Here is a 19772-nt window from a genome sequence, read left to right as displayed (position 1 = left end):
TTACATCGGCGATAGATTAAGGAAGAAACGCTGCAGCCAGCCCATATTCTGCGCTTCGTTGATGTAGCCGTTGCCCACGTATTCGATACGTGCATCCGCCACCTGCGTGGACGGCACGGTGTTGCTGCCGCTGATGGTGCGTGGATTGACGACGCCAGAGAAGCGGATAAATTCGGTGCCCTGGTTGATGGCGATTTGCTTCTCGCCCACCACGTGCAGGTTGCCGTTGACCAGGACCTGATCGACGGTCACGGTCAGCGTGCCGCTAAAGGTATTGCTGGCGTTAGCGCCGCCCTTACCGTTGAAGGAGTTGCCGCCAGATGCTTCCACATCCGCTCGCTCATTGCCAAACAGCCCCTGAAGGTAGCGCGGCACGGTGTCGAAGCCGAAGTTGGTTTTGCCATCGCGACTCGCGTTTGCCGAGGAGCTTTTGCTCGCGCTGACGTTTTCCTGCAGCACGATGGTCAGCGTATCGCCGATATTGCGTGGACGACGGTCTTCAAACAGCGGCTGATAGCCGTAGTTAATCGGCTGTGCGGTCTGGAATATAGAACCGTTCGCCACCGGCACCGGGCCGGGAATCGGTTGTGCGGTCGTCGCCCCTTCGACAAGCGGCTTAGAGGGGATCCACGCACACCCCACCACGCTGAGCGCGACGAGGGTTAAAAGCGGATAGCGAAACGCTGCAGATTTTTGCATTGCTTTCTTCTTCTGAATCTCGGGAACATCCCGGCGTCGCGTTGATCAACCAGGCTACGGCGTGCCGGATGGCGTCCTGGCCTTATCCGGCCTACAAACGATGAGAGTCCGTAGGCCGGATAAGACGCGTGAGCGTCGCCATCAGGCAATGTTATAGCCGGGCCAGGCGATGCGAGGCCTTGCCTTTATAGCTGCGTCAGTTTTTGCAGCATCTGGTCGGTCGTCGATACTGCTTTACTGTTGATTTCGTACGCGCGCTGCACCTGAATCATGTTGACCAGCTCTTCCGCCACGTTCACGTTAGAGGTTTCAACATAACCCTGATACAGCAGACCCGCGCCGTTCAGACCCGGCGTGGTGTCGTTCGGCGCGCCTGACGCCTGGGTTTCGATGTACAGGTTTTCCCCGATACTCTCGAGACCGGTGTCATTCATAAAGGTCGACAGGTTCAGTTGTCCCACCTGCACCGGGTTCGCCTGCCCCTGCTGGGTGACGCTGACAATCCCGTCGCGGCCAATGGTGATGCTGATGGCGTTGGCCGGAATGGTGATCGCTGGCTGTACCTGATAGCCGCTGGCGGTCACCAGCTGGCCGTTCTGGTCAACCTGGAACGAACCATCGCGGGTGTAGGCGGAGGAGCCATCCGGCAGCAGGATCTGGAAGAACCCGTCGCCTTTGATCGCCACGTCTTTACTGTTATTGGTCTGCGACAGGTTGCCCTGGCTATGCAGACGCTCGGTCGCCACGGGACGGACCCCGGTACCAATCTGCAGGCCGGAAGGCAGCGTCGTTTGTTCGGATGATTGCGCACCCGGCTGGCGAACGGTTTGATAGAGCAAATCTTCAAACACCGCGCGCTGGCGCTTAAAACCATTGGTACTGACGTTCGCCAGGTTGTTGGCGATAACGTCCATATTGGTTTGCTGCGCGTCCAGACCGGTTTTGGCGATCCATAATGAACTGATCATAGTTTTCCTTAGCTCATTGACAGCAACTGGTTAGCTTTCTGCGTGTTTTCATCCACGCTGCTGATAACCTTCATCTGCATTTCAAAACGGCGCGAGCTGGCGATCATGTCGGCCATCGCTGCCACGGGTTTGACGTTACTGCCTTCCAGCACGCCGGACTGCAGACGCAGCGTCGGGTCAGCCTGTAGGGTCTGCCCGCGCGTGGCGACCGCCAGCGGCGTGAGGTGGAACAGCCCATCATCGCCGCGCGCCACTTCCGTGGCGTTCGCTTTGACAATCTTCAGCTTGCCGACGGGCGACACCGTGTTCGGTGGGTCGCCCGGCGTCAGCGCCGAAATCGTCCCGTCAGAGGCAATCGTCACCTGCGAGCCTTCCGGCACGTTCAGCGGACCGGCTTCGCCAATGACCGGGTTGCCCTGAATGGTCAACTGGCCGGTGGCGCTCACCTGAATATTGCCGTTACGGGTATACCCTTCCGTGCCGTCGGCCGACTGCACCGCCAGCCAGCCATCCTGCTGGATAGCCACGTCAAGCGGACGCGCGGTATAGTCAAGCTGGCCGGGCGTCATATCCGCGCCCGGCGTGGTGGCGGCAACCAGCGTACGCGTCTCGACGCTAGGGCCGACCACCGGCACCGCGCGCATTGCCGTCAGCTGAGCGCGAAAGCCCGGCGTAGAGGTATTGGCAAGGTTACTCGCCGTGACCGCCTGCTGCTGCATGGTCTGGCTGGCGGCGCTCATTGCCGTATATATGGCGTGATCCATAACGTCACCCTGTTACGATTAACGCAGGTTAACCAGCGTGTTGAGGATCTGATCCTGGGTCTTGATGGTCTGCGCATTCGACTGGTAGTTACGCTGCGCGACGATCATGTTCACCAGCTCTTTGCTGAGGTCGACGTTAGAGGCTTCCAGCGCGCCGTTGGTCAGCGAACCGAAGTTACCGGTCCCCGCCGTCCCCAGCAGGGCGACGCCAGAAGACTGCGTTGCCGACCAGACGTTATCGCCTTCGGACTGCAGACCTTCGTTGTTGGCGAAGTTCGCCAGAACGATCTGCCCCAGAAGCTGACTCTGCTGGTTGGAATAGTTACCCACCACCGTGCCGTCTTCGTTGATCTGGTAGCTCACCAGGTTACCCGGCGCAAAGCCGTTCTGAGTGGTGGCGACGATATCGTTCGAACCGGTGTTCTGCTGCATGGAGTTGAGGAAGCTCAGGGAGAAGGTCGTGTTGTTCGCGGAACCGTTCAGCGATGCCAGCGTAATGTCGATCTGCGGCGTGTCATTCTTCGCGGCATTTAAAGTCCAGGTTCTCGGATTAGTAGCAGGGAGAACCTCGGTATAGCCAGTCACCTTATCCAACGTACCGCTCGAACTAAATACCATCTGCGCCGCTTTCGTCGGTGTGGCTCCGCTCACGCTGGAATCCATCGTGTAAACATCCCATGTGTTCGCCGCGTTCTTCACGTAGTAAACGTTCATGTCGTGCGCGTTACCCAACGTGTCATAGACGGTCACGGTACCCTTCTTGTTATAGGTATCCGGATCGGTTGGATCGAAAGGCTTTGTCGCACTATCAATCACATTATCCGTCGAGTTCAGGTTCATCTGCATCGCCGCCGTTGAGGTCGCCTTCGCCGACATCAGCGTATTCGGGATCGTCAGCGCCACCGGGTTAGCCCCCTGCTGGATGGTCGCCGGGTTACCGCTCGCCGGATAACCGGTGACGCTCAGCCCCTGCATGTTCACCAGGTTGCGGTTCTCATCAAGCTTGAACTGGCCGTTACGGCTGTAGTAAACGGAACCGTTGCTGTCCACCAGACGGAAAAAACCGTTCTGGCTAATCGCCACGTCCAGCGCGCGTCCGGTACCGGTGGTGGTACCGTCGGTAAAGTCCTGGGTAATCCCCGCAACCTTTACCCCCAGCCCCACTTTGGAACCGGCGAACATATCGGCAAACGATGCGGTCCCGGATTTAAACCCGTAGGTTGCGGAGTTGGCGATGTTGTTGCCGATAACATCGAGGTTGGTGGCAGCAGCGTTTAATCCGCTTACCGCTTGTGAAAAGGCCATAACGTCTCTCCTGAAATAGTTAGAGGCTTAAATAATCTGGCGAACCTGATCCAGCGTGGTGGTGCCATAGGTACCCAAATCCAGTTTGTTGCCATTGCTGCCCAGCGTAACGCCCTGCACCAGCGCGAACTGCAGCGGCTGAACTACCAGCTGCGTGGTACCCTGGCTGGCGGCGAAGTTGATGTTGTAAGCGCCGTCCGGCGCCGCCGTGCCGTCATCCATCTTGCCGTCCCAGGTATAGGTATGAACGCCAGCGGTTTGCGCGCCTAAGTTCAACGTTCTGATGACCTTACCGTTACCGTCGACAATGGTGGCCGTGACCTTCTCGGCGGCCTGCGTCAGCTCAATGCCAAACGGCGTGGTATCCACGCTGGTCTCATCGCTGCTGTTTTTGCCCGCCAGAATAGTGCTACCGGGAATCATCACGCCGTGGCCCACCAACGCGCTGGCCTGCAGCGACTGGCCGCTATTAATTTGTCCAGAGATGGAACCCAGCGTGGTGTTGAGCTTCTCAATGCCGCTCAGCGTGCTGATCTGCGCCAGTTGTGAAGTCAGTTCATTGTTTTGTAATGGGTTAGTCGGATCCTGGTTTTTCAACTGCGCAACCAACAGCGTCAGAAAGCTGCTCTGCAGATCGGACGAACTGTTAGTGCCAGTACTGCTGATCGACGATGAGGCCGAACTGCTACTACTGGTGTCATTGATATTGGCTACGACAGACATCGGTTACCTCCCTTATTGCCCAAGCGTCAGCGTTTTGAGCATCATGCTCTTCACGGTATTCAGTACCTCGACGTTCGCCTGATAGCTGCGCGACGCCGACATGGTGTTCACCATTTCCCCGACGACGTCGACGTTAGGCATGCGCACATAGCCCTTCGCATCCGCCAGCGGATTTCCCGGTTGATAGACCAGCTTGTCCGGGTCCTGACTCTCAACGACATCAGCCACCTTCACGCCGCCGGTCGCCGCGCCCATCGGCGCATCCACCTGAAAAACGACCTGCTTCGCACGATACGGCTGACCGTCCGGCCCGGCGACGCTGTCGGCGTTGGCGAGGTTACTGGCGGCCACGTTCAGTCGCTTGGACTGCGCGGTCAGCGCGGAACCTGCAACATCGAAGATATTGAGTAGTGCCATGGATTAGTTCCCCTGCAGGACACTCATCATGCCCTTAATCTGTCCACCCAGAACCGTAAGGCCGGTCTGGTACTGGAGGCTGTTATCGGCGAACTGCGTGCGCTCCCGGTCCATATCGACGGTATTGCCATCCATCGCGGGCTGATCGGGAATGCGGTACAGCAGATCGGTGTTCGGCGCGGAAAGCGCCTGGGCAGGAATATGACGTTCAGAGGTCAGCGTCAGCGCAACGCCGCTGCCTTCCGCGCGCCCGCGCGACATCACCTTTTTCAGTTCACTGGAAAAATCCATATCGCGCGCCTGATACCCCGGGGTATCGGCGTTAGCAATATTGGCAGCCAGAATCTCCTGACGCTCTGCGCGCAGGTTTAATGCCTCTTGCTGAAAACGTAATGCGGCGTCGAGTTTATCGAGCATGTCTCCTCCGCTAATGACAAAGTTTCAGCCGACAGCTTAATTCTCCTCATGGACGCGTCATCGACGGAATAAGCGCAATATGCGTCGCTATTTGTTGCGTTGATGTCGTGGCAAGTTGAGTAAAATGCATGCATTCGCCACCCACTGGAGCGTTCAATGCGTCAGCTCATTGCCCCATTCACCGCTGCGATACTGGCCTTTAGCCCGCTTGCCCAGGCGGCTGATATTCAGACGCAGCTGACCGAGTTCTTTAGCGAGCGGCTGACTGGCTTTAGCGATGAAGTCAGCGTGAAGCTGCGTAATACGCAGAATCAGCAGCCTGGTTGCGAAACGCCCGTATTCAGCACGCCGGGTAACTCGCGGCTATGGGGAAATTTGACGGTGGTGGCCCAATGCGGAAATGCGAAACAGTATTTACAGGTGACCGTGCAGGCGGTAGGCGATTACGTCGTCGCCGCGGCGCCGATCGTGCGTGGGTCGCCGATTGAGTCACAGAGCGTCACATTAATGCGCGGACGGCTCGATCAGCTGCCGCCGCGTACCATGCTGAATTTGTCGCAGGCCGAGGATGCCATCAGCCTGCGCGACGTCGCCATCGGCCAGCCGATTCAGCTGTCAATGGTGCGCCAGTCGTGGCGGGTGAAGGCAGGACAGAAAGTGATGGTCGTCGCCCAGGGGGAAGGTTTTAGCATTAACAGTGAAGGTCAGGCATTGAACAACGCCGCGGTGGCCCAGAATGCCCGCGTGAGAATGCCTTCCGGTCAGGTGGTGAGCGGTCAGGTGAGCGCTGATGGGAATATTCTGATTAATCTATAAACTTCTTAAAGAATATGTGTCGCTTGCCGATAGATAATTAACAATTAATGAGAGTCGGCGCCTGCGCCATACCAAAGCCTCCAATGAGGAAAGCATCATGAGCATCGATCGTACTTCATCTCTGAAAGCGGTAACGCCGGTACAGCATCGCGAAACGCCGGAGACCAGTGCACAAAAAGTCCGTGCCGAAAAAACCGAAACCGCCACCAGCGCCAGCGTGACGCTAAGCAATGCGCAGACCGCACTGACCCGTTCAAGCAGCGGCGATATTAATATGGCGCGCGTCGAGGAACTGAAAACCGCCATTCGTAACGGCGAGTTAAAAATGGACACAGGTAAGATTGCCGACGCGCTAATTCAAGACACGCAAGATTATCTACAGAGTAAATAAGCGCATGAGCAGTTTGTCAGCCATTCTGGACCAAATGACCAGCATCCTTCACTCCCTTAAAGACGTGATGGATGCTGAGCAACAACAGCTCTCTGCAGGCAGCGTCAACGGCCTGCGGCTTGCCAGCATCACCGAAGAGAAAAGCTCTCTGCTGGCGACCTTAGACTACCTGGAAAAACAGCGTCGCGTCGAACAAGACGCCCTGCGAAGCACCGATAATGAAGATATCGTCAGCCGCTGGCAGACCATTACGGAAACCACGCAGCAGCTGCGTCGGTTAAATCAGCATAATGGCTGGCTGCTTGAAGGACAGATTGTGCGCAACCAGCAGGCGCTCGATGTGCTGAAGCCGTTCCAGGAGACGGGGCTGTACGGAAAGGATGGTCAGGCAGCAGGCAGCAGCCTTACCCGTAGTGCCAAGAAGTTCTCGGTCTGAACACGGGCGGGGCCACAGAACGTGCCCCGCGAAGTGTATTTCGTTTACGCCGTCCGGCGTACAAACTCTTTAATTCTGAAGCCCAGAATGGCCAGCGCGGCAAAATAGGCCACCACGCCCACCACGACCACGCCCATCAGACGCAACAGACGCAAAGGCATCGTCCCCTGCGACCACTCCGGCATGACGTGCATCATACCCAGCAGCGCCGCCGCCATCACCACGACCGACACCACCAGACGCACTAAGAACATGCGCCAGCCCGGCTGCGGAGTGAAGATTTTCTGCTTACGCAACTGCCAGTACAGCAGTGCGGCATTCAGACAGGCCGCCAGACCAATCGACAGCGACAGCCCGGCGTGCTTCAGCGGGCCGATAAACGCCAGGTTCATCACCTGGGTCATAATCAGCGTCACAATAGCAATCTTCACCGGCGTTTTAATGTCCTGACGCGAATAGAAGCCCGGCGCCAGCACTTTAACGACGATAAGCCCCATCAGGCCAACGGAATAAGCCACCAGCGCGCGCTGGGTCATCGCGGCATCAAAGGCGGTAAACTTACCGTACTGGAACAGCGCCACGGTTAGCGGCTTGGCCAGAATACCCAACGCCACCGCGCTCGGCAGCGCCAGCAGGAAGCACAGGCGCAGGCCCCAGTCCATCAGGCGGCAGTATTCGTCGTGATTGCCGCTGGCAAAGCTTTTCGACAGCGACGGCAGCAGGATAGTCCCCAGCGCCACGCCCAGCACGCCAGACGGGAACTCCATCAGACGGTCGGCGTAATACATCCACGAGACGGAACCGGAAACGAGAAACGAGGCAAAAATGGTGTTGATGATAAGCGAGATCTGGCTCACCGAAACGCCGAGGATCGCCGGCCCCATCTGTTTCACCACCCGCACCGCGCCCGCATCTTTAAAGTTGATGCGCGGCAGCACCAGCATGCCGATTTTTTTCAGATGCGGAAGTTGATAAGCCAGCTGCAGCACGCCGCCGACGGTCACCGCCCACGCCAGCGCCAGCACCGGCGGATGGAAATGCGGCGCGGCGAACAACGCAAAGCCGATCATGCTGATATTGAGGAACGTTGGCGCAAAAGCCGGGACCGAGAAGCGGTTCCAGGTATTCAGAATCGCGCCCACCAGCGAGGCAAGCGAAATAAGCAGAATATAGGGGAAGGTAATGCGCAGCAGTTGAGTGGTAAGCGCGAATTTGTCGGCAGTGTCGGCAAAACCCGGCGCGGTGATGGTGATCACCCACGGCGCGGCCAGCATCCCCAACACGGTAACAATCGCCAGCGCCAGCGTCAGCAGCCCCGAGACGTAGGCAACAAAGACCCGCGTAGCCTCTTCACCCTGCTTGCTTTTGTATTCGGCCAGAATCGGCACAAACGCCTGGGAAAACGCCCCTTCGGCAAAAATACGACGCAGTAGGTTCGGCAGCTTAAACGCCACGAAAAAGGCGTCGGTGGCCATTCCTGCCCCAAACACCCTCGCCACAATCGCGTCGCGTGCAAATCCCAGCACGCGCGAAAACATGGTCATCGAGCTGACGGCTGCCAGCGATTTTAATAGGTTCATGACTTTGTGATTCCAAACCCGCAAACAAAGCGCCCGGCAGACGGGCGCGAAAAAGTGGCGTTAGTCTACCGGGTTCGGGATGAATTGCTACTGCCAGTTGTTACAGCTGATTATTCGCGGATCGCCTCATGCCACAGCCCTTCCACGATACGCTGAGCCATAATCGCCTGCTCTCCCGCCGTTTCCGGAACCGTCTGATTTTGCACGCATTCAATAAAATGATGCGCACAGCCGACGAACCCACGCTGTTCAAGGGTCGTTTGCCAGCCGGGAATCGGCCGCGTCACCACGCCTGCGCCGCGCTCTTCACGCCATTCGCGCATATCAATAACCTCATAGAGCCCGCCGTCCGCCACCGCCTGCACCGACTCACGCTGGCTGCCAGCGCGGCGATGCATGCTGGTAGTGATTTGCAGCCCTGCCTGGCTGAAGTGATGCTCAGCATAGAACATGCAGCCCTCATCGGTGGTTTGCAGCACGCCATCGCTGAGTTTGGCCTTACCGCCCGCCAGCCAGAGCGCGGTATCCACCACGTGCAGATAGTCATCCAGCAGGGTAAATCGCAGATCGTGCGGGCCAACGCTGTCGCTACGATGTTTATCCATCCGCAGCGAGGCCATTTCACCCGCCTGTTTTTTCAGCTCACGGTACAGCGGCGAAAAGCGGCGGTTGAAACCGACCATCAGGGTCAATTTTTTGCGCGCCGCCAGCGCGACCAGGCGTTCCGCATCATCGAGCTTATCCGCCAACGGTTTATCTACGCAGACGTGTACGCCTGCGTTCAGCAGCTCGCTGACCACCGCATAGTGAGACGCCGTAGAACTGTGCACAAACACCGCGTCACACTGGGCGGCCAGCGCCGCCAGCGAATCGGCGTAAGGCATGCGGTAGGTTTCGCACACCTTTAGCGCTTTTTCTTTACCCGGCGACCAGGCCGCCTGGAGCGTCCAGTCGGTCGCCGCGCTCACCACCGGCAGCCAGGCCTTCTGCGCGATGCCGCCCAGGCCAACCACGCCAATGCGTATTTTAGCCATGCTGATTACTCCCCAAGGTGCGCCAGCAGTGAATCCAGACGCTGTTTCAGTTCCGCAACTTCACCTTCCAGCGCCTCGACACGAGCGCGCAGGTCATCATCGGCAAGCGGGGAATCGCTCTGTATTGCCGCCGATTGCACATCTACTTCACCGCTGAACAGGTGCATGTAGCGACTTTCGCGCTTGCCCGGCTCGCGCGGCAGACGTACAACAAACGGGCCATCTTCGCGGCTTGCCAGCCGCTCAAGAGTGCTCTCCACCTCGGCCATGTCGGCAAATTCATGCATGCGCTGGGCGCGACCACGCAATTCACCCGGCGTCTGCGCACCGCGCAGCAGCAGTGTCGTCACCAGCGCCACCTCAGCCGACGAGAGTTTCAGATCGCCAAACTCGGAATTGCAAAAACGCTGTTCGTACTTCGTGACGCGGTTACCAAAACCGCTGACGGTACGCAGGAAGTGGCGTTTGACCAGGTTATCGAGTTGATCCTGTACTTCCGCTTCGCTAAGCGTCATCACCGGCTCACGATTGGTTTTCTGGTTACAGGCGGTCGCTACGGCGTTGATCGACAGCGGATACTGCTCCGGCGTCGTCACCTGCTTTTCCAGCAGGCAGCCGATCACACGAGCTTCCAGAGACGTTAATTGGTATTTCATGGTGATTCCTTAGCGGCCAGGCGTCCATTGTGGGGTGGTTAAGGCGGTCAGCACGTGATCGCGCCATTCACCGTCAATCAGTAAATAGTCTTTCGCATAACCCTCTTTTTCAAAACCGAGGCGCGCCAGCAGATTCCCGCTGCGCTGATTATGCGGCATGTAGTTCGCCATAATACGGTGAATATGCTGCGTGCGCTGCATATAACGAATAGCGGCGGTCAGCGCTTCGTACATCATCCCCTGCCCCTGCCACTTCTGGCCGATGGAGTAGCCCAGATAGCACGCATGGAATGATCCGCGCACCACGTTGGAGAAGTTGGCGACGCCGATAATCTCTTTTTCCTCAGGGTCAAGCAGCGCGAAATAAAAGGCGGTTCCCTGCTTGTGAAACTCGTTAATCATCGACAGGCGCGCCTGCCACCCCGAGGGATAGCAGTGGCTGTCATCGCGAATGGGTTCCCAGGGTTTTAAAAACTGTCGATTCTCGGCGTAATAATCCGCCAGACGCCACGCATCCCGGTCGTGAATCAACCGCACAACCAACCGATCCGTGGTCAACCGAACTTTCGGCACGTTACTGCGATAGCCAAACATCTCACTACTCCTGTCACCAATCTATACCCTGGTCGTTTAACTATACCTGCCCGGCGGCAGCCAATGAAAACAACACGCTGTCTTTTTGCATTGTGATAAAAAAGGACCGTCGCTGGCAATACGAGAAAAGGTGAGATCGCGCGGAAAATGAAGATGTTTCGTCTCAACGGCCCACAGACGCTAACCAGTTGAGAAATGAGATAAAACGCAACGGCTATTTTTTGTCAGATCCAGTGTGCGAATTTATGCCATTAACAGACAAATAATTCCCCGCACGGTTTGCGAGAATTCATCATTATTTTCTCAATAGGTTTGTATCATGGGTGAAATTAGCGTTACCAAACTCTTAGTTGTCGTCGTGCTTTTTGTGCTGGTGTTCGGTACCAAAAAACTCGGCTCCCTCGGGGCGGACCTGGGCACGGCGTTAAAGGGCTTTAAAAAGGCGATGAACGACCTGCACGCCGACACAGATGCCGACTTTGCCGCCGGGAAGAAAACGGCAGAGAATAAGCCGCGCGATCGAGCCTGAAGCCCGCAAAATCAGCGAGTAGCGTTCGCCATTTTGCCCTATCCGCGGCACTTTCAGTATTTTCCGCTGTCAGAGTCCTACTGACAGCGTATGCTGCTTGATGTCAGGATGCATACAACGCTTTACGTTGAGGAACCCCATGAAAAAATTGTTTGTCATTGCCGCCCTGATCGTTAGCGGCCTGGTTGTTGGCTGTAATCAGCTTACGCAATATTCGGTCAGCGAGCAGGAAATTAACCAGGCGTTGCAAAAACGCAATAATTTCTCCAAAGATATCGGGGTCCCGGGCGTGGCAGACGCCCATATCGTCCTCAATAATTTAACCAGCGCCATTGGCCGCGAAGAGCCGAATAAAGTGACCCTGAGCGGCGACGCGAAGCTGGATCTGAATTCGCTGTTTGGTAGCCAGAAGGCCAACATTGCCCTGAAGCTGAAGGCGCTACCGGTATTTAATCAGGAGCAAGGCGCCATCTATCTGCAGGAGATGGAAGTGGTGGATGCTAAAGTCACGCCGGAAAAAATGCAGTCGGTGGTGCAAACGTTGATTCCGTATCTTAATCAGTCGCTGCGCACCTACTTCAATAAACAGCCGGCCTACGTGCTGAAAGAAGATGCCAGCAAGGGTGAAGCACTGGCGAAAAAATACGCGAAAGGCATTGAAGTGAAGCCAGGCGAGATCGTTATCCCGTTCACCAATTAATTCCTTTTTATTCATGCCCGATGGCGCCCTGTCATCGGGCATTATTTTTTACGGAAAAGGATGCAAAGGAAAACGTTTACGCTTATCCTTAGTGCCCGGCAAAAATGACTGATATCCCACCAGCCGGAGCCTTACATGACCGCATTACCGCAAGTTCTGAAAATTCGCCGCCCAGACGACTGGCATATCCATCTTCGCGACGGCGAGATGTTGAAAACGGTTGTTCCGTATACCAGCGAGCTGTATGGCCGCGCGATCATCATGCCGAACCTGGTTCCGCCCATTACCACCGTCGATGCGGCTATCGCCTATCGCCAGCGCATTCTCGACGCGGTGCCTGCCGGGCACGACTTCACGCCGCTGATGACCTGCTATTTGACCGATACGCTGGATCCCAACGAACTGGAGCGCGGTTTTAACGAAGGCGTATTCACCGCCGCCAAGCTGTATCCGGCTAACGCCACCACCAACTCCAGCCATGGCGTCACCAGCACCGATGCGATTATGCCCGTGCTGGAGCGCATGGAAAAACTGGGCATGCCGCTGCTGGTGCACGGCGAAGTGACCCATGCAGAAATCGATATTTTCGACCGTGAAGCGCGCTTTATCGACAGCGTGATGGAACCGCTACGCCAGCGTCTTCAGGGCCTGAAAGTGGTGTTCGAACACATCACGACCAAGGATGCCGCCGAGTATGTGCGCGACGGCAACGACCTGCTTGCCGCCACCATCACGCCGCAGCATCTGATGTTCAACCGCAACCATATGCTGGTCGGCGGCGTGCGCCCGCACCTCTACTGCCTGCCGATTCTCAAACGCAACGTTCACCAGCAGGCGCTGCGCGAGCTGGTTGCCAGCGGGTTTACCCGCGCCTTCCTCGGCACCGATTCGGCGCCGCACGCGCGTCACCGTAAAGAAGCCAGCTGCGGCTGTGCGGGTTGCTTCAACGCGCCTGGCGCGCTGGGCAGCTACGCCACGGTGTTTGAAGAGATGAACGCACTGGAGCACTTCGAAGCGTTCTGCTCGCTGAACGGCCCGCGTTTCTACGGCCTGCCGGTCAACGACAGCTACGTTGAGCTGGTACGTGAAGAGAGCCAGGTCGAGGAAAGCATCGCCCTGAGTGATGATACGTTAGTGCCGTTCCTCGCCGGAGAAACGCTGCGCTGGACGGTGAAAAAATAAAATCGCGCCCCCTGTTGTAAAACCCTGAATATAACTGTATAAAAATACAGTATATTACACAGGGGGCAATTATGCGTATTGAAGTCACTATTGCAAAAACCACCGCGCTGCCGGCAGGCGCCTTAGACGCGCTGGCAGACGAACTTTCCCGCCGTATCAACAACCAGTTCCCCGATAGCGGTGGCGCCGTTAGCGTGCGCTACGCTGCCAGCAATAACCTTTCCGTGATCGGTGGCATTAAAGAAGATAAAGACCGCATCAGCGAAATCCTGCAGGAAACCTGGGAGAGCGCCGACGACTGGTTCATCACCGACTAATTTTTTCCCTCATTGTGTTTTTTTGCCGGGTCGCCCCGGCTTTTTTTATTCCCGCGCTTGTTTTTTTGTGATCTAATCCCACTTTTTAGATTAGCGGTAAAAAATTGCGCGACATGGTTGTTTATTGCGCAAATAGCCGGCTAGCTCAGGAATTTGTGTTGCTTTTGATTTCAATTCTCGAGTATTTATTGAAGTGTTGTATACTGATAAAGCTTCACAAAAAATTGCATTAGACCTCGAGAGTTGTTGCCTTTTAACACGTAAATAAGGGGTTATGATGGAAAAGAATAATGAAGTCATCCAGACCCATCCCCTCGTCGGATGGGACATCAGCACCGTAGATAGCTATGATGCGCTGATGTTGCGCCTGCACTACCAAGACCCCAATCAATCGAGCAATAAAGAAGCAGAAGTTGGCCAGACGCTATGGCTGACGACGGATGTCGCACGTCAGTTTATTTCCATACTGGAAGCCGGGATTGCCAAAATTGAGTCTGGCGATTACCAGGTCAACGAGTATCGCCGGCATTAACGCCGATACTTTTCTCGTCGTAATGGCAAACAGGCACCCTCGGGTGCCTTAATTATTTTCACGCTTGTATAACAACTGCGGCTTAATTTACTCTACCAGACTCAGATTTCGCGCCTCATTACCGAGTCAGGAAAGACTATGCAATACGATCTCATTATTCTTGGCAGCGGCTCCGTCGGGGCTGCAGCCGGTTACTACGCCCGTAAAGCGGGTTTAAACGTCCTGATGACCGACGCCCATATGCCGCCCCACCAGCAAGGGAGCCACCACGGCGACACTCGTCTGATGCGCCATGCCTACGGCGAAGGGGAGAAATATGTGCCGCTGGTACTGCGTGCGCAGGCGCTGTGGGATGAACTGTCCGCCATCAGCGGCGAAGAGCTGTTCGAACGTAGCGGCGTCGTGAATCTTGGCCCTGCTGATTCCACCTTCCTGCATACCGTCGCCCAGAGCGCCGCGCAGTTTAACCTGCCGGTAGAGCGGCTGGACGCCAGCGCGCTGATGGCCCGCTGGCCCGAAATCACCGTACCCGCCAACTATCAGGCCATTTTTGAACCCGGTTCGGGCGTACTGAAAAGCGAACTGGCGGTAAAAACGCTGATCGCGATGGCGAAGGACGCGGGTTGCGCACAGCTGTTTAACTGCCCGGTCACCGCCATCCACAGCGATGCCGATGGCGTAACGATTGAAACGTCTGAAGGCAGCTGGCGCGGTAAAAAGCTGCTGTTGACCGCCGGCACCTGGGTAAAACAGTTCTACCCTGAACTGCCGATTCAGCCGGTACGTAAGGTCTTTGCCTGGTTCCAGGCCGATGGCCGCTATAGCCGTAAGAATAACTTCCCGGCGTTTACCGGCGAGCTGCCTAACGGCGATCAGTTCTACGGTTTCCCGGCGGTTGAAAACGAATTGAAGATTGGCAAACACAACGGCGGGCAGCTCATCAACAGCCCGGAAGAGCGCAAAGCGTTCGGTTCGGTCGCCAGCGACGGCTCAGAAGCGTTCGGCTTCCTGCGCCAGATTCTGCCGGGTATCGGCTGTTGTCTCTACGGCGCAGCCTGTACCTACGATAACTCGCCGGATGAAGACTTTATTATCGACACCCTGCCAGGCCAGCCGGACGTGCTGTTTATCGGCGGTCTGAGCGGCCATGGCTTTAAGTTCGCTACCGTGCTGGGCGAAATTGCCGCCCAATTTGCACAGCAGCAGACGCCCGCATTTGACTTAAGTCCCTTCGCGCTGGCCCGCTTTAACCACTAAAAATAAACGGCCCCAACAATGCGGGGCCGTTCTACCGAGAATGATATGCGTCGTCTGTTTTACTACCTGATCAACAACATTCGCGAACACCTGATACTTTATCTGATGCTCTGGCTGCTGTTGGCCCTCGCCGATATCGCCTGGCTCTATTTCAGCTAGCCGTTTTGCCCTTCCGGGTCAGGAATGCCTAAACGCGTATTCAAACGACCGCGCGACTTATTAAAGATCTTATTGCCGTTTTCACGGCCCGCACGTCGCTGACGTTGTTCCTCTTCCGGCAGCTTGTGTTCCTGCTGACAGGCTTCACTGCAGCAGCCTTCAAACTTCTCGGCGCAGGCCGGGCACTGAATAAACAGCAGGTGGCAACCGTCATTCAGGCAGTTAGTGTGGCTGTCACACAGCGTGCCGCACTGGTGGCAGTGGGCAATCACCTCATCGGAGACTCGCTCACCCATACGCTCGTCAAAGACGAAGTTTTTACCGATAAAGCGTACCGGCAGGCCTTGCTCACGGGCACGACGCGCGTACTCAATAATGCCACCTTCAATATGCCACACCTGCTTGAAGCCGTTGTGCTTCATCCAGGCGCTGGCTTTCTCACAGCGAATACCGCCTGTGCAGTACATAACGATTTTTTTATCTTTATGTTCCTGCATCATTTCCACGGCCTTCGGCAACTGCTCGCGGAAGGTATCTGCCGGAATTTCCAACGCCTGTTCAAAATGGCCCACTTCATATTCGTAGTGGTTGCGCATATCGATAAAGACCGCGTCCGGATCATCGAGCATCGCGTTAACTTCCGCCGCTTTCAGATAGTCACCGACGTCGCTGGCATCAAAGCTCGGATCGTCAATCCCGTCCGCAACGATACGATCGCGAACCTTCATACGCAGTACCCAGAAGGATTTTCCGTCGTCATCAAGGGCGATATTCAGACGCAGATCTTTAAGCGCCGGATCAAAGCCGTACAGACGTTCGCGCAGCTTTTCCACCAGACTTGCCGGGACGCTTATTTGGGCGTTAATCCCCTCATGGGCGAGATAGATACGGCCAAAAACCTTTAGCTCGGTAAGCGCAACATAGAGCGCATCACGGGTGGCCTTCGGATCGATGATGGTGAAGTATTTATAGAATGAGATAGTGGTGCGTGGCTCGGTTTCCGCCAGCATCTGCGCTTTCAGCGTCTCATTCGAAATGCGGTTATGCAACACTGGCATGGTGTTCTTATCCTGCAAAATAGAATGAATGGTCTTAATCGGGGCGCATGATATAGCAATCATCGTCAATTTACATCCCCACATTTTGCGCTACATTTTCATCACCAATAATTATACCGTGCAAAATCTCTGCCTAAATTAGCGCCAGTCGTGGCCCTGGCATTTTGGTTGACGGAAAAATAGTGCGACAATAGAGCCAGTTGCTCGTAAAAACAGGAAACACATGACCCAGTTACCCAAGTTCACCGCTGCGCTGCTGCACCCTCGTTACTGGCCATTATGGCTGGGCATTGGTCTGCTCTGGCTGGTCGTTCAGCTGCCCTATCCGGTTATCTACCGCCTCGGCAACGCGATGGGCAGGCTGGCATTAAAGCTGATGAAGCGCCGCGCAAAAATTGCCTACCGCAATCTGGAGCTTTGCTTCCCCGAGATGAGCGAAGCGGAACGTCATCGGATGGTAGTGAAGAATTTTGAGTCCGTGGGCATGGGCGTGATGGAAACCGGCATCGCCTGGTTCTGGCCGACGAAGCGTATTAACCGCTGGATGGACGCCAGCGGCCTTGAGCACATCCGTGCCGTGCAGGATTCTGGACGCGGCGTTTTGCTGATCGGTATTCACTTCCTGACGCTCGAAATGGGCGCCCGTATGTTTGGTATCCACAACCCCGGCATCGGCGTCTATCGGCCAAACGACAACCCGGTTCTTGACTGGCTGCAAACCTGGGGCCGCATGCGCTCGAATAAAAGCATGATCGATCGTAAGGACCTCAAGGGCATGGTCAGAGCGTTGAAAAATGGCGAGATCATCTGGTACGCGCCGGATCACGACTACGGCCCGCGTGCCAGCGTGTTCGCGCCGCTGTTTGCGGTGAAAGACGCGGCGACCACTTCCGGTACCTGGATGCTGGCGAAAATGTCAAAAGCCTGCGTTGTGCCGTTTGTGCCACGCCGCAAACCGGATGGTAAAGGCTATGAGTTGATTATCCTAGAGCCGGAGTGCAACCCGCCGCTGGATGACGCGGAAACGACCGCCGCATGGATGAACACCATCGTCGAGAAATGCATCCTAATGGCGCCCGAGCAGTATATGTGGCTGCATCGGCGCTTTAAGACGCGTCCGGAAGGTGTCCCCTCCCGCTACTGATCGACAACGCGCAGCCCTGGCTGCGCGTTTTGTTTTAGCTTTAAAAGCTACCCGCATTGCGGTGATATGAACACGGGCGCATAATTAGCAGGCTTATAAATACACTCTCTTTTGGCGATATTGCCTGCGGAACCCTATGCAACCCTCAGATGCCCCCATAAACTGGAAGCGTAACCTCGCTGTCGTCTGGCTCGGCTGTTTTTTGACCGGCGCCGCGTTCAGTCTTGTGATGCCGTTCCTCCCGCTGTACGTTGAACAACTTGGCGTGACCGGCCACAGCGCGCTGAATATGTGGTCTGGCCTGGTCTTCAGTATCACGTTTTTGTTTTCTGCCATCGCCTCTCCGTTGTGGGGCGGCTTAGCCGACCGAAAAGGCCGTAAAATCATGCTGCTGCGCTCGGCGCTGGGCATGGCCATCGTCATGCTGCTGATGGGGCTGGCGCAGAATATCTGGCAGTTTTTAATCCTGCGCGCGCTGTTGGGGCTGCTGGGCGGTTTTATTCCTAACGCTAACGCGCTGATTGCCACCCAGATCCCACGCCATAAAAGCGGCTGGGCGCTGGGGACGCTCTCTACCGGCGCGGTCAGCGGCGCGCTGCTTGGGCCGCTCGCCGGAGGCTTCCTGGCGGATAACTACGGGCTGCGTCCGGTCTTCTTTATGACCGCCACGGTACTGTTTATCTGCTTCGTCCTGACCCTGTTCTTTATTCGCGAACAGTTCACGCCGGTCTCCAAAAAGGAGATGCTGCACGTTAAAGAGGTGTTCGGCTCGCTGAAAAACCGCGAGCTGGTGCTTAGTCTGTTCGTCACCACCTTAATTATTCAAGTCGCCACCGGTTCAATTGCGCCAATCCTCACGCTCTACGTGCGCGATCTGGCGGGTAATATCAGCAACATCGCCTTTATTAGCGGCATGATAGCCTCGGTCCCCGGCGTGGCGGCGTTGATTTGCGCACCGCGTCTGGGCAAGCTTGGCGACCGAATCGGTCCGGAGAAAATTCTTATCGTCGCGCTGATTGTCTCGGTGCTGCTGCTGATTCCGATGTCATTTGTGCAAAACCCGCTACAACTGGGGATTCTGCGTTTCCTGCTGGGGGCCGCCGATGGCGCGCTACTGCCCGCGGTACAAACGCTGCTGGTCTATAACGCCAGCAACCAGATTGCCGGGCGTATTTTCAGCTATAACCAGTCGTTCCGCGATATCGGTAACGTGACCGGGCCGCTGATTGGCGCCGCCGTATCGGCCAACTATGGCTTCCGCGCGGTGTTCTGCGTCACCGCCGTCGTGGTGCTGTTTAACGCCGTTTATACCGGTTTTAGCCTGCGCCGTAACCCGGAACCTTCTCGCCCCTAGCCCTCTCGCCCTGCGGTTTGCGTGAAAACATCGCGCAGGGCGTGTACAACCGAAAACTTCAGCTATTATTTCCCTGAATACCACGTCAAATTGCAGGGAGAAAGAGATGACCTTATACGCCACGCTCGAAGAAGCTATTGATGCGGCACGCGAAACTTTTCTCGCCGATAACCCCGGTCTGGAGGAGAGCGAAGCGGACGTACAGCAGTTCAATATGCAAAAGTACGTTTTACAGGACGGTGACATCATGTGGCAGGCCGAGTTCTTCGCCGATGAGGATGAAGAAGGCGAATGTCTGCCAATGCTCAGCGGCGAAGCCGCGCAGAGCGTGTTTGACGGTGATTTTGACGAGATTGAGCTACGTCAGGAATGGGTTGAAGAGAATACGCTGCACGAGTGGGATGAGGGCGAATATCAGCTGGAGCCCTCTCTCGATACTGAGGAGGGCCAGACCGCCGCGGATGAATGGGATGAGCGTTAGTTACTCATAAGGGCCGTGGCTGGCATCGATCGGCAGTAGCAGTGTGTCAAACACCAGCGAAAACGGCAGATCGATAATGGTGACATAGCGCCAGGCGGAATCGCGCAGATCCCACTTCACGCCCGGATAATACTGGTTTCCATGGCCCTGTCCGGGGATCGTTCTACTGATAATGCTGCCGCATCCGCTCAGCACTACCGTCATGACGACCACCAGTATCATTCGTATCACGTTGTTCTTCCTCATTATTACAGACAAA

The 19772-nt window shown here is 56.1% G+C and carries 26 protein-coding genes; 13 read left to right on the top strand and 13 right to left on the bottom strand.

Annotated elements, in window-relative coordinates:
• The 7 genes from flgH to flgB all read right to left on the bottom strand — a co-directional run bounded on the left by flgH (nucleotide 1) and on the right by flgB (nucleotide 5293).
• Nucleotides 1-699, bottom strand: a complete 699-nt coding sequence (gene flgH / locus M989_RS22525) for a flagellar basal body L-ring protein FlgH (protein ID WP_064549102.1) — start codon at nucleotides 697-699, stop codon at nucleotides 1-3.
• Between the two features lie 185 nt (nucleotides 700-884).
• Complete coding sequence (flgG, locus tag M989_RS22520; protein ID WP_035894201.1) at nucleotides 885-1667, bottom strand: flagellar basal-body rod protein FlgG; 783 nt, start codon at nucleotides 1665-1667, stop codon at nucleotides 885-887.
• A gap of 8 nt (nucleotides 1668-1675) precedes the next feature.
• Nucleotides 1676-2431, bottom strand: a complete 756-nt coding sequence (locus M989_RS22515; RefSeq protein WP_064549100.1) for a flagellar basal body rod protein FlgF — start codon at nucleotides 2429-2431, stop codon at nucleotides 1676-1678.
• Between the two features lie 18 nt (nucleotides 2432-2449).
• Nucleotides 2450-3736, bottom strand: a complete 1287-nt coding sequence (flgE, locus tag M989_RS22510; RefSeq protein WP_064549098.1) for a flagellar hook protein FlgE — start codon at nucleotides 3734-3736, stop codon at nucleotides 2450-2452.
• Between the two features lie 27 nt (nucleotides 3737-3763).
• Nucleotides 3764-4459 (bottom strand): flagellar hook assembly protein FlgD, encoded by a 696-nt coding sequence (flgD, locus tag M989_RS22505; RefSeq protein ID WP_064549096.1) that lies wholly within the window; start codon nucleotides 4457-4459, stop codon nucleotides 3764-3766.
• A 12-nt stretch (nucleotides 4460-4471) separates the two neighbouring features.
• The gene (gene flgC, locus M989_RS22500) at nucleotides 4472-4876 is read right to left on the bottom strand and encodes a flagellar basal body rod protein FlgC (protein ID WP_064549094.1); all 405 of its coding nucleotides are present in this window, start codon (nucleotides 4874-4876) and stop codon (nucleotides 4472-4474) included.
• Between the two features lie 3 nt (nucleotides 4877-4879).
• Entirely contained in the window at nucleotides 4880-5293 is a 414-nt protein-coding gene (gene flgB / locus M989_RS22495; RefSeq protein WP_064549092.1) for a flagellar basal body rod protein FlgB, read from the bottom strand.
• 156 nt (nucleotides 5294-5449) lie between these two features.
• Between flgB and flgA the strand changes: the two genes are divergently transcribed.
• From flgA to flgN, 3 genes are all read left to right on the top strand, one after another.
• On the top strand, nucleotides 5450-6109 hold the full coding sequence (gene flgA, locus M989_RS22490) for a flagellar basal body P-ring formation chaperone FlgA (RefSeq protein ID WP_064549090.1): 660 nt from the start codon (nucleotides 5450-5452) through the stop codon (nucleotides 6107-6109).
• Nucleotides 6110-6206: 97 nt separating this feature from the next.
• Nucleotides 6207-6500: a flagellar biosynthesis anti-sigma factor FlgM gene (gene flgM / locus M989_RS22485; RefSeq protein WP_064549088.1), complete on the top strand. Its 294-nt coding sequence runs from the start codon at nucleotides 6207-6209 to the stop codon at nucleotides 6498-6500.
• A gap of 4 nt (nucleotides 6501-6504) precedes the next feature.
• Nucleotides 6505-6936 (top strand): flagella biosynthesis chaperone FlgN, encoded by a 432-nt coding sequence (gene flgN, locus M989_RS22480; protein ID WP_064549086.1) that lies wholly within the window; start codon nucleotides 6505-6507, stop codon nucleotides 6934-6936.
• 44 nt (nucleotides 6937-6980) lie between these two features.
• On the opposite strand, the gene murJ is transcribed toward flgN, so the two are convergent.
• The 4 genes from murJ to rimJ form a co-directional block, all read right to left on the bottom strand.
• A complete protein-coding gene (murJ, locus tag M989_RS22475) occupies nucleotides 6981-8516 on the bottom strand; it encodes a murein biosynthesis integral membrane protein MurJ (protein WP_064549084.1) in 1536 nt (511 codons plus the stop codon).
• Nucleotides 8517-8626: 110 nt separating this feature from the next.
• Nucleotides 8627-9550, bottom strand: a complete 924-nt coding sequence (locus tag M989_RS22470) for a Gfo/Idh/MocA family protein (protein ID WP_064549082.1) — start codon at nucleotides 9548-9550, stop codon at nucleotides 8627-8629.
• 5 nt (nucleotides 9551-9555) lie between these two features.
• Nucleotides 9556-10206: a YceH family protein gene (locus M989_RS22465; protein WP_064549080.1), complete on the bottom strand. Its 651-nt coding sequence runs from the start codon at nucleotides 10204-10206 to the stop codon at nucleotides 9556-9558.
• Nucleotides 10207-10215: 9 nt separating this feature from the next.
• Nucleotides 10216-10800: a ribosomal protein S5-alanine N-acetyltransferase gene (gene rimJ, locus M989_RS22460; RefSeq protein ID WP_064549078.1), complete on the bottom strand. Its 585-nt coding sequence runs from the start codon at nucleotides 10798-10800 to the stop codon at nucleotides 10216-10218.
• A gap of 319 nt (nucleotides 10801-11119) precedes the next feature.
• Between rimJ and tatA the strand changes: the two genes are divergently transcribed.
• From tatA to M989_RS22425, 7 genes are all read left to right on the top strand, one after another.
• Nucleotides 11120-11329: a twin-arginine translocase TatA/TatE family subunit gene (gene tatA, locus M989_RS22455; protein WP_064549076.1), complete on the top strand. Its 210-nt coding sequence runs from the start codon at nucleotides 11120-11122 to the stop codon at nucleotides 11327-11329.
• 139 nt (nucleotides 11330-11468) lie between these two features.
• Nucleotides 11469-12029, top strand: coding sequence for a lipoprotein (locus tag M989_RS22450; RefSeq protein WP_064549074.1), 561 nt, complete (start codon nucleotides 11469-11471; stop codon nucleotides 12027-12029).
• Between the two features lie 135 nt (nucleotides 12030-12164).
• Nucleotides 12165-13211 carry a dihydroorotase gene (pyrC, locus tag M989_RS22445; RefSeq protein ID WP_064549072.1) on the top strand — a complete coding sequence of 349 codons (1047 nt, stop codon included), beginning with the start codon at nucleotides 12165-12167 and terminating at the stop codon, nucleotides 13209-13211.
• A gap of 71 nt (nucleotides 13212-13282) precedes the next feature.
• Nucleotides 13283-13528, top strand: coding sequence for a DNA damage-inducible protein I (gene dinI / locus M989_RS22440; RefSeq protein WP_064549069.1), 246 nt, complete (start codon nucleotides 13283-13285; stop codon nucleotides 13526-13528).
• A 277-nt stretch (nucleotides 13529-13805) separates the two neighbouring features.
• Nucleotides 13806-14060, top strand: a complete 255-nt coding sequence (bssS, locus tag M989_RS22435) for a biofilm formation regulator BssS (RefSeq protein ID WP_064549067.1) — start codon at nucleotides 13806-13808, stop codon at nucleotides 14058-14060.
• Between the two features lie 138 nt (nucleotides 14061-14198).
• Nucleotides 14199-15317 carry an N-methyl-L-tryptophan oxidase gene (gene solA / locus M989_RS22430; RefSeq protein ID WP_064549065.1) on the top strand — a complete coding sequence of 373 codons (1119 nt, stop codon included), beginning with the start codon at nucleotides 14199-14201 and terminating at the stop codon, nucleotides 15315-15317.
• Between the two features lie 45 nt (nucleotides 15318-15362).
• Nucleotides 15363-15476 carry a DUF2770 family protein gene (locus M989_RS22425; protein ID WP_064549123.1) on the top strand — a complete coding sequence of 38 codons (114 nt, stop codon included), beginning with the start codon at nucleotides 15363-15365 and terminating at the stop codon, nucleotides 15474-15476.
• Here M989_RS22425 and trhO read toward each other — a convergent pair.
• Nucleotides 15473-16534, bottom strand: coding sequence for an oxygen-dependent tRNA uridine(34) hydroxylase TrhO (gene trhO / locus M989_RS22420; RefSeq protein WP_064549063.1), 1062 nt, complete (start codon nucleotides 16532-16534; stop codon nucleotides 15473-15475). The genes M989_RS22425 and trhO overlap by 4 nt on opposite strands.
• 223 nt (nucleotides 16535-16757) lie before the next feature.
• Between trhO and M989_RS22415 the strand changes: the two genes are divergently transcribed.
• From M989_RS22415 to M989_RS22405, 3 genes are all read left to right on the top strand, one after another.
• Entirely contained in the window at nucleotides 16758-17678 is a 921-nt protein-coding gene (locus M989_RS22415; protein ID WP_064549060.1) for a Kdo(2)-lipid IV(A) acyltransferase, read from the top strand.
• Between the two features lie 136 nt (nucleotides 17679-17814).
• Nucleotides 17815-19032 (top strand): multidrug efflux MFS transporter MdtG, encoded by a 1218-nt coding sequence (mdtG, locus tag M989_RS22410; RefSeq protein ID WP_064549059.1) that lies wholly within the window; start codon nucleotides 17815-17817, stop codon nucleotides 19030-19032.
• A gap of 106 nt (nucleotides 19033-19138) precedes the next feature.
• Complete coding sequence (locus M989_RS22405; protein WP_064549057.1) at nucleotides 19139-19513, top strand: MysB family protein; 375 nt, start codon at nucleotides 19139-19141, stop codon at nucleotides 19511-19513.
• Here the strand turns inward: M989_RS22405 and M989_RS22400 are convergent, their stop codons facing one another.
• A complete protein-coding gene (locus M989_RS22400) occupies nucleotides 19514-19741 on the bottom strand; it encodes a YceK/YidQ family lipoprotein (RefSeq protein WP_064549121.1) in 228 nt (75 codons plus the stop codon). It abuts the gene before it with no gap.
• Between the last annotated feature and the right edge of the window lie 31 nt (nucleotides 19742-19772).

Source organism: Kluyvera georgiana ATCC 51603, from assembly GCF_001654985.1.
Classification (GTDB): Bacteria; Pseudomonadota; Gammaproteobacteria; order Enterobacterales; family Enterobacteriaceae; genus Kluyvera; species Kluyvera georgiana.
Note: the sequence above shows the minus strand (reverse complement) of the source record. Positions and strands in the feature narration are given on the sequence as shown.